This window comes from Helicobacteraceae bacterium, from assembly GCA_031258155.1.
Classification (GTDB): Bacteria; Campylobacterota; Campylobacteria; order Campylobacterales; family SZUA-545; genus JAIRNH01.
In genome coordinates, this window is sequence record JAIRNH010000009.1 from 1 (window position 1) to 14,851 (window position 14,851).

General features: G+C 52.2%; 14 protein-coding genes. 6 read left to right on the forward strand and 8 right to left on the reverse strand.

Going from position 1 to position 14,851, the window contains the following annotated elements; all coding sequences use genetic code 11:
* The 6 genes from LBF86_01285 to LBF86_01310 all read right to left on the reverse strand — a co-directional run.
* Nucleotides 1-1,443, reverse strand: a 1,443-nt coding sequence (locus LBF86_01285) for a GspE/PulE family protein (GenBank protein MDR0664142.1), incomplete at its 3' end; no start/stop codon positions are given.
* A complete protein-coding gene (gspD, locus tag LBF86_01290) occupies nucleotides 1,424-3,259 on the reverse strand; it encodes a type II secretion system secretin GspD (GenBank protein MDR0664143.1) in 1,836 nt (611 codons plus the stop codon). The genes gspD and LBF86_01285, both read right to left, overlap by 20 nt.
* A complete protein-coding gene (locus LBF86_01295) occupies nucleotides 3,246-4,070 on the reverse strand; it encodes a hypothetical protein (protein MDR0664144.1) in 825 nt (274 codons plus the stop codon). The genes gspD and LBF86_01295 overlap by 14 nt, the downstream gene beginning before the upstream one ends.
* A complete protein-coding gene (locus LBF86_01300; GenBank protein MDR0664145.1) occupies nucleotides 4,054-4,584 on the reverse strand; it encodes a hypothetical protein in 531 nt (176 codons plus the stop codon). The genes LBF86_01295 and LBF86_01300 overlap by 17 nt, the downstream gene beginning before the upstream one ends.
* Entirely contained in the window at nucleotides 4,578-4,982 is a 405-nt protein-coding gene (locus tag LBF86_01305; GenBank protein MDR0664146.1) for a hypothetical protein, read from the reverse strand. Before LBF86_01305 ends, LBF86_01300 begins: the two co-directional genes overlap by 7 nt.
* Nucleotides 4,976-6,748 (reverse strand): hypothetical protein, encoded by a 1,773-nt coding sequence (locus LBF86_01310; protein MDR0664147.1) that lies wholly within the window; start codon nucleotides 6,746-6,748, stop codon nucleotides 4,976-4,978. Before LBF86_01310 ends, LBF86_01305 begins: the two co-directional genes overlap by 7 nt.
* Nucleotides 6,749-7,080: 332 nt before the next feature.
* On the opposite strand from LBF86_01310, the gene LBF86_01315 reads away from it, so the two are divergent.
* Genes LBF86_01315 through LBF86_01330 form a run of 4 tightly spaced genes read left to right on the forward strand, consistent with a single transcriptional unit; the run spans nucleotide 7,081 to nucleotide 9,991 of the window.
* Nucleotides 7,081-7,572 carry a hypothetical protein gene (locus LBF86_01315; GenBank protein MDR0664148.1) on the forward strand — a complete coding sequence of 164 codons (492 nt, stop codon included), beginning with the start codon at nucleotides 7,081-7,083 and terminating at the stop codon, nucleotides 7,570-7,572.
* 14 nt (nucleotides 7,573-7,586) lie between these two features.
* Nucleotides 7,587-8,264, forward strand: coding sequence for a plasminogen-binding N-terminal domain-containing protein (locus LBF86_01320; GenBank protein MDR0664149.1), 678 nt, complete (start codon nucleotides 7,587-7,589; stop codon nucleotides 8,262-8,264).
* A complete protein-coding gene (locus LBF86_01325) occupies nucleotides 8,264-9,646 on the forward strand; it encodes an FAD-binding protein (GenBank protein MDR0664150.1) in 1,383 nt (460 codons plus the stop codon). Before LBF86_01320 ends, LBF86_01325 begins: the two co-directional genes overlap by 1 nt.
* Complete coding sequence (locus tag LBF86_01330; GenBank protein MDR0664151.1) at nucleotides 9,647-9,991, forward strand: hypothetical protein; 345 nt, start codon at nucleotides 9,647-9,649, stop codon at nucleotides 9,989-9,991.
* Between the two features lie 911 nt (nucleotides 9,992-10,902).
* Here LBF86_01330 and LBF86_01335 read toward each other — a convergent pair.
* Together LBF86_01335 and ung are read right to left on the reverse strand one after the other, a co-directional pair.
* Nucleotides 10,903-12,162, reverse strand: coding sequence for a hypothetical protein (locus LBF86_01335; protein ID MDR0664152.1), 1,260 nt, complete (start codon nucleotides 12,160-12,162; stop codon nucleotides 10,903-10,905).
* Nucleotides 12,163-12,224: 62 nt separating this feature from the next.
* Nucleotides 12,225-12,887 carry a uracil-DNA glycosylase gene (ung, locus tag LBF86_01340; protein ID MDR0664153.1) on the reverse strand — a complete coding sequence of 221 codons (663 nt, stop codon included), beginning with the start codon at nucleotides 12,885-12,887 and terminating at the stop codon, nucleotides 12,225-12,227.
* A 61-nt stretch (nucleotides 12,888-12,948) separates the two neighbouring features.
* Between ung and LBF86_01345 the strand changes: the two genes are divergently transcribed.
* Both LBF86_01345 and LBF86_01350 read left to right on the forward strand, forming a co-directional pair.
* Entirely contained in the window at nucleotides 12,949-13,338 is a 390-nt protein-coding gene (locus LBF86_01345) for a thiamine-phosphate pyrophosphorylase (protein ID MDR0664154.1), read from the forward strand.
* 185 nt (nucleotides 13,339-13,523) lie between these two features.
* On the forward strand, nucleotides 13,524-14,851 hold a 1,328-nt coding region (locus tag LBF86_01350), incomplete at its 3' end, for a methyl-accepting chemotaxis protein (GenBank protein MDR0664155.1).

Consider the following 14,851-nt stretch of genomic DNA (forward strand, 5'->3'; position numbering starts at 1 on the left):
TTTGATCGCCAGATCGCGGATGGCGTGCTCCTCGATTGTCTCCTTAAACAGCGCGATCGCCTCGTCGTCGGGGATAAACAGCTCGCCTATCGCGCGTCTGCCTTTGTAGCCCGTGTGGTTGCACTCGGGGCAACCCGTCGCTTTGTAGATTTTAACGCCGCGTTTTAAACCAAACTCCGTCTCGTAACTTTCGGCGAGATCGTCCTCCGTTTTGCACTTTTCGCATAGCTTGCGCACAAGCCTCTGCGCCAACACGCCCAGTAGCGACGAGCTGACCAAAAACCGCTCCACGCCCATATCGACAAGCCGCGTAATCGCGCCCGTAGAGGTGTTGGTGTGTAGCGTAGAGAAAACAAGGTGTCCCGTAAGCGCGGCTTGAATGGCGATCGCCGCCGTTTCGCTGTCGCGTATTTCTCCGATCATCACCACGTCGGGGTCTTGGCGCAAAATCGATCTAAGCCCCGCCGCGAAGGTTAAGCCCACTTTCGGATTGGCTTGCACCTGATTGATATTGTCCGCCTTATACTCTACGGGGTCTTCGACGGTGATCACGTTTTTATGCGGCGTGGCGACCTGCTGCAAAAAGCTGTGTAGCGTGGTGGATTTGCCGCTTCCCGTCGGACCCGTAACGAGAATAATCCCGTGCGAATGCTCCAGCAAGCCGCTTAGCCTAGCGATTAACTTTGGCTCGAATCCAAGCTCCAGCAGGCGAGGAATCTCCGCGCTCTCCATCAAAATCCGCATAACCACCCGCTCGCCGTAGTAGGTTGGCAAAATCGAAACGCGAATATCCAGCGTTCTGCGGGCGATATTTACCTGCGTGCGTCCGTCTTGCGCCACGCGTTTTTCGGATATGTCGAGGTTGCTTATAACCTTTATGCGGCTGATCACTAGATTGATAATACGCAAATCCAGATCGACGTATTTGACCAACGCGCCGTCGATTCTAAAGCGCACCTCGCCTTTGCGCTCGTGCGCCTCGATATGAATGTCGCTCGCGCCCTTTTTGATCGCCTGATAAAACAGCGCGTTGACAAAACGAATGATCGGCGCGGCTTCCTCGCTGCTTAGCAGATCGGCTTTGTTGCGAAGAAACTCCGCTAGGCTAAAGCCCTCCTCCTCTTCGGCTACCTCGTTTATACGATCGTCCGCGCCGCCGATGTCGCTTAACTCTCTGTCGGTGCGTTGCTCTAAAAAGCGGTTATAGAGCCGATCGAAACTATCTTGATCGAGCAGATAGATCGGCGCGTCGATCGCGTATTTGCTAAGAAAACCAAGCGATTCGGCGAGATAGGATTCGCCAAGGCAGACGGCGATCTCCTCTTTAACTTTGGCGAATAACACATAGTATTTCAGCGCCAGCGCGGAGTCGATCCCCTCAAATTGCGACGGTTCTAACCCGTGATGGCTTAATTTTTGAAACTCAACGTTTGCGGCGTTCATCGGCTCGCTTGATTATCTCTTTGGCGTATTGCATACGCAACGCCTCAAGGCGGCTAAGCCGAACTCTCAGCGCCGATAGATCCTCGCTCTTTTCCACGATATAGGGCGTTACGATCACCACGAGGCTGGTCTTATTCACGCCCTCCTGTTTGTTGCGAAAAAGGTTGCCCGCGAAAGGGATAGACGAGAGGATCGGCACGCGGGTTTCCGTGTCGATCTCCTCGCTTTTGATCAACCCGCCTAAGATAACGGGTTCGCCGTCGCTGACGATAGCGTTAGTCGATACGCGCCGTTTGGTGGTGGTCGGTTGCGCGCTACCGTCCACTCCCACGATCCCCTCTAGCTGCGCCTCGATCGTCAGCGCCACTTTTTTGTTGGTCGAAAGGCGCGGTTTGACTTTGAGCGTCAAACCTATGTCTTGACGGGCGTAGTTCCTAGTTGGTATGCCCGCGCTCGTGGTGGTCTCCGAAGTAAGAATCGATCGCGTTTCGCCGACGTAAATCGTCGATTCCTTATTATTTACGCACAGGATCGACGGCTCGGAAAGCACCTCCGCCGCTTGACGGCTTGTCAACAGGTTCAGCCCCACGCCCACCGCTAACGCCGTAGCGCTTTCCACCTTGATATTGCCGTTGGCGTCGGTTTTTTGCAGCTGGCTTAAGATCGCGCCGCTAACCGTTGACGGAACGCTACCCGTAAGCGCCGCGCCAAGCGTATAGATGCCGTTGCCGCCCACCGCCGCGCCGTCAACGCCGTAGGTAAGCCCGATCTGATCGGCTAAATTGTCGCTAATCTCTACGATCGTCGCTTGAACATAGACCTGCTGGCGCGGCACGTCGAGGGATTTCACCAGCGCTTTGATCGTAGCGATCTCTTCCGGCATTCCGACGAGGATCAGCACGTTCATCTCCTCGTCCGCGCTAATCGTCGGTTTTACTCTCGGATCGGCCGGCGAGGAAGGAGCGACGGTTTTATCCGCGATTCCGGACAAAATTTTCACAAGCGAACTCGCCTCCGAATTTTGCAAGAAGATCACCTCCGAGGAGGGCGCGGCGTAGTTGTTCTCTACGTCTAGGCGCGCAACCAACGATTTGATCGTCTTGATATGATGCGCCCTGCCCGTAACCACGATTGCGTTGGAGGCGTCGTCTTTAAGAATCTGCACCTCGTTGTCGATCACGCGCGGATTTACCGCCCCCTTCATAATCTGTTGCAAAGAGGTTACAATCGAGGCGGCTTTGATATTTTTAAGCGGGATAAACTCGACGCTCACGGCGCGCTTATCGACAAGCTCGCCAATCACCTGCCGAACGGTGTTGATATTGGACGGATAGTCGCTGATAACCATCGAGTTGGACTCGCGCATCGTAACGAGCTTCGCCGCCGGAGAGAGCAGATGACGAATTTTCTGAACGATAATATCGACGTTCTCCTCCTCTATGCGAATCGTCTGCGTAACCATCAGCGAGCCGCGCGCGATTCCGCTTACGACGGGAATGTTCTCCTGCGCGGCTTCCGCGAGGCGCGTAACCTTGTAGTAGCTGCCCTCTTCGACGAGCGTCAAACCGCGAGTGGCTAACACGCTAAGCGCGAGCTGCAAAATATCGTCTTTATAAACCGAGGTGGCGCTTACAAAATCCACGTTGCCCGACACGCGCTGCGTAAGCAGAAGATTTTTGCCCATAATTCGAGAGGTCATTTTAAGAAACTCTTCGATCGGCAGATCGGTAAAGTTGATTTCCACCGTTTGCTTATCTTGCGCGTTCGCGGCGAAGCAGAGGCAAAACAGCGCTAAAAGGACGCTAACGAATCTCATAAGCAAGCTCTCTAACCTGATTGTTTCTGATGATCGTAAGACGGAAGCTATCCATCTCGTCGATCTTGGCGTAAAGGCGCAAAGCGGCGGCAAAGCCGTCAAGCTCCACGCCGTTCGCGCTTTTCAAAACGTCGCCCGCCTGCAAACCAAGCTCGCTAAAAACGGAGTTTTTTGCCACGAAAGTTACGCGAAACTCTTTGAATTTGCCGTTTTCGTTGATCGGCGCGATACCTATATTGTCCCATATCAGGCGCGGATTCTGACGGTATCTAGCCAATTCGTCGCGCTCTACCAACCGTTTCTGTTGTTTCGCGTCGATAGCTCCGCTTTGCGATTGCGGCGCGGAGATCAGGCGCGCCTCTCTTGTCTGCTCGTCTAAAGAGAGTTCGTAATTAACGCCGTCTTTCGCGAAAACCGCTTTTTTCGATTCAAGCGCGCTAAGCGTATAACCGCGCAACGTCTCTCCTATGCCTACGAAAACGAGTTTCGTTCCTTCGTCGATCACCACAAAACCATTTTTGTCGTTTTCCGAGTAGATCGCCTTTAGTTTTACTCCCGTCAACGTCGCCGCGCCCGACGAAGCGTCTCCTTGCCGACTTTGCGGGGAGATCGCGTCGCTTAAGCCCAAAGCGCGTTCTAGCGGATAAGATTGAACAAAATTAAACGGCGCGGTAAACGCTTTTTCAATCGAGCTGCCGGGCAGAAAAAGCCTCGCGATCGCCGCGGCGAGCATTAAAGAGGCGCAAAGAAAACCAAACGCGGCGAAACGTATCTGCCACGCGGGAGATAGCCTGTCAAAAATCGCGCTCATAGACGAATCCTTCCGAGGTTTTCTCTAACCTAGCAAAAATCTGTCCATATTTTTGTTGAGTTTCCGACGGGACGTTAATTAAGAGATAGATTTTGCGATCGAATAGGTCAATCCAGCCCGTAGCCGCGCCTATTGCGCCTTCGGCGCTCAAAAAAAACTTATGGGGAGCGAAGATTGTATGGCGCGCTTTCAAAAAATCTACCCGCGCGGGCGCTATAGCGGCGAGCGTATCGGAAAGCTCGAATGAATCGACGGATAATTCGTTGTAAAAGATCGTCGTAATCAGCGTGGTTCGCGCGTTTTCGGCTATAGCCGTCCGATCATAGTAGAGCGTCCCGCCCTTTAGCGACAACGCCCAACCATAATCGCTCGCGTCCTCTCCCGACACAAACGCGCCGATCTGCTCCATATAACGTTCCGCCAGATAGTAAAGCTCTTTTTTCGGCAAGAAAAAGACGATCGCTTCCAGCGCCACGACGATCCATATTAGAGCGGCTACAATTTTTTTTACCACGCGATCTCCAGATATACGTCCGCGCCCTGATCGCTTTTGCGCTCGACGGTAAAGGTTTTGATCTGAATCGGCGACTCAAACAGCGCGCGCGTTAAACGGCTAAGCGCCTGAGCGTCGAGGTCTTTGTATTCCGCTTTGATACCCTGCGCGCTTTGTTGCGCGATCCCGCGTTGCTTGAAAATATCCTCGCCAAAAAGCGCCTGCGCGCGCGATCTTGCCGCCTGATTGCCCTCCCACTCCGAACGTAGCCGCGTTATCCGCTCCGCGAACGCGGCGACGTTATCGCGCTCTAGGCTCGCCTCGTTTAACGCGCTCGCGGCGCCGAAGCGCCAGATAAGCAGTATCAGCGTGATCGCTAACAGCGCCAATAAGATCCGCCAGAGCTTGATCGCTACCATTTAATCGCCGCCGACACTCGATTGTTTTGCTCTACGGCTTCCGCTTCGGGCAGAGCGGTTTTAAGCCGCTCGATAATGGTTTGCGCGCTGATCGCGTCCGAAGGCGCGAGACGAGCCGTGATCGTCCGTCCGTCTATATCCAGCTTTTCTAACCGCGCCGACGGAACGAAAGTAAGCAGTTTGCTAAGCGTTTGCCTAAGCCCTCGCTGCGCGGAGGCGATCTGCGTTAAACGCCGCTCCACGCTCTCAAGCTGAATTTGCGTCGCGGGCAGTTTTTCGCGCGTTAAAATATCCTCCCGATCGCGCTCGGCGGCGCTAGCGGCGGTTGAAAGCCTAAAAATATCGACCGCCAGCGCGACGATAACGATAAGTAAAAACGAGGCGGCAAGTCTAAAATGTTTGAATGAGACGTCGCTCGATTCGCGCGATCGAACGGGCGCGAAACTCGGCGCGCTTAAAACGCGCGGCGTTGGATCGAACTCTTTGACCTCCGCGGCGAGCTTGATCGGCAACGCGACCCACGCTCCGTTTACAAAACTTAGCGCCGTATTTTGCGAAAGCCTGATCGGCGAATCGGCGGGATCAAGCGCGCTTTGCGCGAAATATACTCGCGCGATCTGAAGCGTATCCAGCCCCTGCTCGATCAATCTTTGCGTCGTCGCGCCGAGATCGCAGGCGATAAACCCCCAGCCGTTCTCCTCGCGAAAAGCGTAGTAGCTATACGAACCCTCCGGAATCCAGCCAAAGAACAACGAAGCGGCGAAACGTTTGGCTAAACGGCGGCTTTTAAAAGGAGCGTCCGAATGTTTATACCAGTAATAAGCGGGCGACAACACTACGCCGACCTTGTTTTGCGGATCGAAAAATCGTATATCGGGGTGCGCCGGAACGAGCGGAACTTTGGACGAATCGAACAACGCTTTTACGCGCTCCGCAAGACGCTCTTTTGTCGGCGCTAGTTTTGCGAAAACGCCTAAAGAGGGCTTTACAAAAAAAACGGGGCGACGCGCCGAAGGAGCGGCTTTTTCAGGCTTCGCCGCGACGGGCGCGCGATCCTTTTTAGTCGAAACCGTTACGAACGAAACGGGCGACGCGCCGATTATCAGCATAACCGCGCCCGCGCCGAAAAACAGAGCGCACAACGCGCGATCGGAAGCGAAAAACAGCCCCGCCATAAACGCGCCGCACGCGCCGCCCAAAGCGACGGGGACGAGTTTGCGCGTTTGCGAAAACGCTCGCGCCAAAAAGAAGATCCACGCGATCGCGTAAACGACGATCGCTCCGAGCGGAACGCCGAAAAGTCGTCTGTCTAGTCCGTATTCCAGCGCCGCCGCCGCGTTGATCGCGTATGGGCTAAGACTAAGCAAAACGATAAAAAACAGCGCGATCGAAAGACATAAAAGCCGCAAAATCCCCGCCGCCGACCAGAACGCGCGTTCTCGCGGCGCGAGCGTTATCGCCGCGATAATCGGGATCAGACGCCAGCTTAACGCCTTTATACACTCTAGCGCCGTATCCCCCATCTTAGCGCCGACTAGCAGCCAAAATATGGCGAAACTAAACAGCGCGGTATGCGCTATCGCCGATCGACCCAAAATAGCGCCGAAAATAGAGGCGATCGCAAGCGCCAGAGCCGCGCAAAAAATCGCGAATTCGGGATCAATCGACAGAATGCCCAGCGTTTTGGAGTAGGCGAGAGCCGCGCTTAAAAAAGCAATTAAAAGAGGCGGAATAAACGATATAAATATCTGCTTTAGCGCGATCAACGAAATCCTTCCGAATGAAAACCGGCATAGCGCGTATGACTTGTTCGGATTTTAGCCAAAAGCCCCTCAATTCGCGCGGGCGCTTAACGGACGCGCGCGCGTAATTCCGATAAACTAGATTTGCGCGTCGCGCCGTTTTGCGTTAATCGTTTTCAAACGCGCGGCGGCGGTTTTACGACGTCGGGTTTGCCATAAACGCGCCTAACGATTGGCGTTGCGTTTTTATGCGATTTTGAAATCGCTCGATAATTTTGGAATTAGCGCGAAAGCAAGCCGTTTAATCGCGCGACGGCGATCTTTGGTTTGTATCTGGGAGATTGAACGCGCGCGAAATGGACAAACGAGCAGTCAAAATCGGATATAATTCGCGCTTTCTCGTTGATCTTGGAGGGGGCTATTTGGCGATGGGCGCTAAGTTGCGGCGGTTTTTGTTTGCGGCGCTGACGACGTTTTGCGCCGCTTTCGCGGAGGACGATTTTTTGGGCGCTAAATGCGAAAAATTCGATCATAGCGAGAATAGATCGGCTCGCGCGCCTAACTACGTCTGCCTCTATCCGCACCAAAAAGCGATCGAGGCGTATCAAAGTTTCAGAAACGAGATCATATCTCAATACCCCGACGACGAGGGTTACAAAAATCTGCGAGTCGAGCTTGCGGCGGGCGAGAATCTGCTTGATCGAATCGGCGGCGAGACTCTGATCGGTTACTATTGGAAAAGCGAAAAAGAGTTAAGCGTCAGCATTGAATACAGCGATAAAAACAAAGGGCTTGATTTCACGCAAAACGATGGCGGGACAGAGCTAAAGTATTATCTTTATCGATAATTTAAGGAATGGTTATGACGCGAATTACGCATCTATTATTGGCGCTTGCCGCGACGGCGTTCGCGAGCGCGGAAGGCAGAGTCGTCTCCGTCGAGCGAAACGAAGCGCTGATCGCCGTAAAAGGCGCGAAAGCGGGTATGAGCGCGATTATTATTTATGAATACGACGGGGGCGAAACAATCGCCGCCAAATGCGCGGCGATAAGCGCCGACGACGCTTCGGCGCGGTTAAGGTGCGAGCCTTTTACGCTTTACGATCAAGACTCGACTCCAACGCTTACGTTGCCTATTCGCAAAGGCGACAAAGCGATTTTTGCTCCGCTTGGGCAGAGCGCGATCGTGATCGCGCCAAACGTGGATCGTCTGGTTAGGGCGCAATCAAGACGGCTCGATCTAGACTATATCCACCCCGATCTGTTTGCTCATCAACTTGCTAAGGACGATAAAACCAGTCCGAACGCGCAAGATTTTCGCGATTTTTGCGATCGCTATCTTGTAGGGACGATCGTTTTTGCTTTGAACGACGGCGATTATATAGTCGATTGTCAAACGCTTGCGGCGCTTGAGATTTCGCCGGTGCGCGCGCAAACTTCGCAATCGGTCTTTCCGTTTTTTAACCGATTGGGGATAAAAAGCGATCGAGCGGAGGCTTTTGACGCATACTACAAACGGCTTATATCTAAGGAGTTTTGATGATCTCAAAACATCATTTCGACGCGTTTGCGCGAATCGTCGGCAACGATAACTGCTATATGGATCAACCGCATCTTCAAGCCTACTCCTACGACGCCACTCGACAGACCTTTCCGCCCGATATGGTAATTTTTCCGCGAGACGAAAACGACGTGCGGGCTGTTTTGAGTTACGCCAATCAAAACAAAATCCCAATCGTGCCGCGCGGCGCGGGAAGCGGTTTTACGGGCGGGTCGCTTAGCGTGGAGGGCGGCGCGGTTCTCGCGCTTGAAAAACACATGAACAAAATTCTAGAGATTGATCTAGACAATATGTTGGCGCGCGTCCAGCCCGCCGCGATCAACAAGGACGTTCAAAATGCCGTCGAAGCGCAAGGGCTGTTTTATCCGCCGGATCCAGCCAGCCAAGATTACAGCACGATCGGCGGCAACGTGAGCGAAAACGCGGGCGGGATGCGCGCCGCCAAATACGGCATAACAAAAAATTTCGTATTGGCGCTTAGAGCCGTATTGCCAAACGGCGAGCTGATCCGCGCAGGCAAAAAGACCATTAAAGACGTGGCGGGCTACAACGTTACGGGGCTTTTAATCGCCTCGGAAGGCACGCTAGGAGTTATTACGGAGATCACGCTAAAGCTGTTGCCAAAACCTAAATTAACGCTGACGGCTATGGGAATTTTTTCAAGCGTAGAAACGGCGATGAGCGCCACTTATAAATCGTTTATAAACGGCGTAACGCCCGTGGCGATGGAGTTCTTAGATAATCTGACGATTAGGGCGGTGGAAAGCGCGTATAAAAAAGGATTGCCGATTAACGCGGGCGCGTTGTTGATAACGGAGGTTGACGGCAATATAGAAGCGGATATTTTATGGCAGATGGAAACGATCGAGCGGGTATTTAAAGAAAACGGTTGTTCCGCTTTTTTTGTCGCAAAGAACGAGACGGAACGCGACGCAATATGGTTTGCCCGCAGAAACGCCAGCCAGAGCCTAAAAATTTATGGTCCCACCAAGCTAAACGAAGATATAACCGTGCCGCGAAGCGCGTTGCCCGAACTACTAAAACGCATAGCGCTAATCGGCGAAAAATACGATCATCAGATTCCGTGTTTTGGGCATACGGGCGACGGAAACGTGCATGTCAATGTGATGACCAATAGACAAGACGCGGTGCGTTATCATAACGCGGAAAAGGCGATACGGGATATTTTCGAGACGGCGATCGATCTTGAAGGAACGCTTAGCGGCGAGCATGGGATCGGCGTTAGCAAAGCGCCGTTTATGAGCATGGCGTTTAGCCAAAGCGAGATGAATCTGTTTAGAACTCTTAAAAAAGCGCTCGATCCAAACAATATACTAAATCCGGGTAAAATGGGGCTGTAAATGAGCGCGGAAACGATTGTGAGATGGATCGCCGCCGCAATCGTTTTGATTATTTTTTATCGCGTGGTTATTAGCCCGTTTATCGCTAAGGCGTTAGAGTTAAAAACCGAGAAAACTATAGAAGAAAAAAAGCGAATCTCTTTCGATGAAAACGAATTGGAACTTACGGATAATAGCGACGCGCTTCACAGGCGCGTCGAACAATCGCTAAAACTTAGCGAAGCCGATCGGATCGAGCGGTTAAAACACGACGTTTTACGCGATAAACTCCGCAAAATAACCGAAGATACCCCGCGCGAAAGCTCTCGCGCGATCTTAGAGCTATTAAAAGGCGAAAAAGCCTAACGCGAACGTTGAACGCGCTTGCGCCAAATAGTTAAGCCGCCCGTCTTTGCGCTCGGCGCGGACAAAAGCGCGCTTTCAGCCCGCCCTCTCCCCCGTCATACTCGCGCGAAGCAAGCGCGGGCGCGCTTCGTAATCTAAAACGGGTATCCAAATACGCGCAATTTTCACTAGATCGCCGTTCAATTCTATCGTCATGCCCGCGCGCGTTATTCCCGCATAGGCGAGAATACAAACGCGCGCTAGGTTGATCGCCAGCTTCCCGTCATGCCCGCGCAACGGGTATCCATCCCCATTAGACTTAACAAAATGTGAGAACCCACAACAACAATCATAAAAGATGGATACCCGCATTCCTCCGCAATTACGGGCGGAACCGCCCTATCGCTCCGCGCGGGTATGATGGGAGGGCGGCGCGAGCGGCAATAGTCGCGGAGAGCGTATAACGAAGCAAAGAAAGCGGCTTTAGCGTCGCATAAAACGCTACTTTTTTACGATAAAGCTATTTATAGACGGCAAGCGCGAAAGAGCGCGCCGAGTCTCTTTAATAACCTCACACTTGTCAATCTTTTAGCGTTCTTGTAATATTTATAGTCCAGCTAACGCATATCTCATAAGGATCGTTTGCTCGTTCCCTTGCGAATCGCTTTTGCGCCGCGGGAGCTTTGCTTCAAAAAAATGAGGGGCGAAGCGAGACCGACAACGAATGGGCAAACAAAAGCGGCGGTTATATTGCGGCGGGCGCTAGTAACTCTGACGACAAGATTGTAGCGAGAAACTATGGCGGCATATTGGATTGCAAAACTAAAACGAAGCGCTAAGCGCCGCAACGTTTCTATAAAACCAATAGGACAAACCGCCGTTTTAAACTAGGCGTCGCCTTTATAAAAATATGCCGCATAGTCATAGCGAATTTAGGGCGTTTGCGCGTCTTGCTCCTCCGAAAAAACGGGACGTTCAAATGTTACGGCAAAATGATTCCGTCGATCCTCTCCCAAGCCCATCTCTCCCGCGTAGTTCCATCCGCAAACGGCTATCGCGCCTTTATCGTTCAGAACGACGCTGTGATCCGAACCCGCGGCGACGGCGACTATCTTTTCGCCGTTTAAGCTATTGATCTCGACGAAGGCTTGCCGATCGCCGCGATCGCCTAAGCCAAGCGCGCCGCTCCCGTTAAATCCCGCTCCCCAGACCTTTCCTCTATCGTCGATCGCGATCGTATGAAAACCGCCCGCGCCGATCGCTACGATCTTTTTGCCGCGCAGAGCGTCTATTTCAACGAAAGATAGACGTTTGGTCTTATCGCCCAGACCAAGCTGTCCATGAACGCTCCAGCCAGCCGCATACGCCTTGCCCTCCGCGTCGATCGCCACGCTGTGATAATCGCCCGCGCCGATCGCTACGATCTTTTTGCCCTCCAAAGAGCCGACGCGCGCGAATTTCGCCCTATATTTAGCGTCCCCCAAGCCTAGCTGTCCGTGTCCGTTCCAGCCGCTTGCCCACGCCGCGCCCGTTTCGTCGATAACAAAAGAGTGATCGTATCCCGTCGCGATCGCGGCGATCTTAATATTCTTAAACGCCGCGACTTGAACAAATCTATCGCGATCTTTCGCGTCGCCTAATCCAAGTTGCCCGAAGTTATTAAGTCCGGCGGCAAACACTCTGCCTTCGTCGTCCAGCGCAAGCGCGTGATTTACGCCCGCCGAAACGGCGAGGATTCGCCTATTTGCGAGATTTACCGCCCGAACGAACGAGTTTTTATTTTTCGCGTCTTTAGCGCCTAGCTGTCCAAAGTTGTTAAGCCCCGCCGCCCACAACGCGCCCGCGTCATCGACGGCGAAAGTGTTACCGTAGCCCGCGGCGATCGCTACGATCTTTTTGCCAGCTAGAGTTTTGGCGCGCGCGAATGTCGCCCGACTAAACTCGTCGCCAAGCCCAAGTTGCCCGTATTTATTCAAACCCGCGACCCATACGCCGCCCTCGTCGTCTAGCGCTACGCTGTGATCGGCGCTAGCGGCGATCTTGGCTATGATCGCGTAACGCTCGGTTTCAAAGCCGTTTATCGGATTTCCTCGCGTCGCGCAACCTCCCGCCGCAAGCGAAACGAAAAGCGCCGCTAATATAAAAATAGTAAGCCGCGAAACATTTTTTGATAGAAAATAGCAAGATCGCATTTCGCGTTCCTTTGGTTCTGCTCTAAGAGCCAGATTGTATCTAAAGCCTACGATCGGCGGCTTTACAACCTCCAATCAATCGGCGCTACGCCATGCTCGGCAAGATAGCGGTTTGCTTGCGAGAAGTGTTTGCAACTAAAAAAGCCGCGATAAGCCGAAAGAGGCGAAGGGTGAGGCGCGGTTAAAATCAGATGTTTTTGGCGATCGATTAACGCCTGTTTTCTAATGGCGTAGCTTCCCCATAGCATAAAAACTAGATTTTGCCTATCGCGGTTTAGCGCGTCGATCGCCGCGTCGGTAAAGCTCTCCCAACCTTTACTCTGGTGCGATCCCGCGCGATTTGCCTCTACGGTTAGCGTCGCGTTTAGGAGCAAGACGCCGTTTTGCGCCCAAGCCGTTAGATTGCCGTGATTTGGCGGGTCTATTCCTAGATCGTCCTTTAGCTCTTGGTAGATATTGATTAAACTTGGCGGGATAGCCACGCCGTAGCGCACGGAAAACGCCAATCCGTGCGCCTGATTTACGCCGTGATAGGGGTCTTGCCCTAAGATCACCGCTTTTACGCTCTCAAACGGCGTTAGCTCAAACGCTTTGAACCACTCCGAAGGGCGAGGATAGATTGTCGTTCGTTGTTTTTCGGCGACCAGAAATTCGCGTAGCGATCTCATATACGAGCGTTCAAACTCGCCGCCAATCCTGTTATTCCAATTCTCTTCAAGCGCCATTTTACCCTCGCGGTTTTATGATTTTGGTTATAGTAGCGCCAAACGTTTAAGAAGGCGCTCTTTGGAAGATTTATCGGCGATGATCGACGCGAACCAAAATCGTTTGCGCGAGGGGATTCGCGTCGTCGAGGATATATGCCGTTTTGTGCTAAAGGACGGCGAATCGGCGCGGAGATTAAAAAGTTTGAGGGCGCAAGTTAGAATTGACTCAAGCGAGGCTCTGCTTGCCAAGCGCGATAGCGCGGGCGACGTTTTGCGTCCAAGCGCGCCGAGCGAAAGCGAGCGTGACGGGCTAAAGGGCATGGCGATCGCCAACTTCAAACGCGCTCAAGAAGCCGCTAGAGTTTTAGAAGAAGCGTTAAAGATCGTTATGATAAACGACGCTGAAACTTACAAAAATATCCGCTACGAACTATACGCGCTAGAAAAAACGGTTATATCGGCGCTTTAACAAAACCTTCCGCGTAATTGATAGGTAGCAATGGATAGCTGTCTATTTGCGGCGATAATAATTAACGTAGGCTTTGCGCAATAGCGCTAGTTAATTGAAATATTTACGCAGGTTAATAGCTATATAACTTTCAAATAATCAGCTATAGCTATATTGACTGACCAAATTTATGGAAGGAGTTAATTATGCGAGTAAAAACGCGATTGATCTTAATGGTAGCGACGGGCATAGCGGGAGTTTTGATTACTTTTATTATAGGTTATGTTACTTCAAACCGCGACGAATACGCGCTGAGAGATATATACGAAAATCGTTTGGAATCGATCAAGCTGATGATGGAGCTAGAAATATCGTTTAGCGAGATGATCAAGCGCGATTATCAGATTATGGCGTTAAGTTTGCTTTCCGATAAAGAGCAGACGCTTGAAGTTCCAAAATCGTTCGCAGCCCATTCGTTGGAGTTTAAGCGCGCGCCCGAAATATTGAAAAAGTATAGCGCCATAGAAATGTCGCCCGAAGCCGCGGAAAAGGCGTGGCCTGAGTTTAAAAAGGCGTGGGACGAATGGTATGAGATAGAAACGAGAGCGTCTCAATATATAAGCGCTCGGTTGGCAAACCCAACGCAGGAATCTTTGCACGATATGTATGCGTATTTGATAAAAATTAACGTCGGTAGGCGCGATCTATCTAATAAGTTAGGCGAACTCACAAGCGCGCTTACGGATATCGATCTCAAACAGGCGCAATCGCATTATGAAGAAGCGATATACGACTCGCAAGCAATGATGAATATTCAATTGATAGCGCTTATTTTAATAATAATCGCAATTATGACTTTGGCGTGGTCGATATTCAGATCGGTTGTAGCGCCGATAGCCCGCACGCGCGACTTGGTAGTGCAGATCGAATCGGAGCAAGATCTAGGATTGCGAATGAGTTACGCTTCCAAAGACGAAATTGGCGAAATGGTCGGCGCTTTTAACAAAATGTTGGACAAGATTCAAAGCTCGGTAATCAGCGTTCAAGCGAGCGTCGATCAGGTTAATAAAGAGGTTGATTCGCTAAACGAAGCCGCCGGAGCGGTCGCTCGCGGATCGCAGGCGCAAAGCGCCTCGACCTCGTCCGTAGCCGCGAGCGTCGAGCAGATGACGGTTAGCATTAGCTCCGTGTCCAACAGCGCCTCCGATGCGCAAGCGCTGGCGCAAAACGCGGGCGAAATTAGCGACGAGGGAAGCAAAACAATCGTCAGAACCGCCGACGAGATGCGATCTATGGTGGAGATCGTGGCGCAAACGTCGAGCGTTATTCAGGCTTTGGGCGAGGAATCAAGACAGATCAACGCCGTCGTTCAGGTAATAAAAGACGTAGCCGATCAGACCAATCTACTAGCTCTTAACGCCGCGATCGAAGCGGCTAGAGCGGGCGATCAGGGCAGGGGATTTGCCGTCGTCGCCGACGAAGTGCGCAAACTAGCCGAAAGAACCGCCAAGTCGATCGACGATATTACCGCTAT

Coding starts and splice junctions, on each gene's coding strand:
- gspD (MDR0664143.1), bottom strand. CDS start 3,259: ATGAGATTCGTTAGCGTCCTTTTAGCGCTGTTTTGCCTCTGCTTCGCC.
- LBF86_01295 (MDR0664144.1), bottom strand. CDS start 4,070: ATGAGCGCGATTTTTGACAGGCTATCTCCCGCGTGGCAGATACGTTTC.
- LBF86_01305 (MDR0664146.1), bottom strand. CDS start 4,982: ATGGTAGCGATCAAGCTCTGGCGGATCTTATTGGCGCTGTTAGCGATC.
- LBF86_01315 (MDR0664148.1), top strand. CDS start 7,081: ATGGACAAACGAGCAGTCAAAATCGGATATAATTCGCGCTTTCTCGTT.
- LBF86_01320 (MDR0664149.1), top strand. CDS start 7,587: ATGACGCGAATTACGCATCTATTATTGGCGCTTGCCGCGACGGCGTTC.
- LBF86_01325 (MDR0664150.1), top strand. CDS start 8,264: ATGATCTCAAAACATCATTTCGACGCGTTTGCGCGAATCGTCGGCAAC.
- LBF86_01330 (MDR0664151.1), top strand. CDS start 9,647: ATGAGCGCGGAAACGATTGTGAGATGGATCGCCGCCGCAATCGTTTTG.
- LBF86_01335 (MDR0664152.1), bottom strand. CDS start 12,162: ATGCGATCTTGCTATTTTCTATCAAAAAATGTTTCGCGGCTTACTATT.
- ung (MDR0664153.1), bottom strand. CDS start 12,887: ATGGCGCTTGAAGAGAATTGGAATAACAGGATTGGCGGCGAGTTTGAA.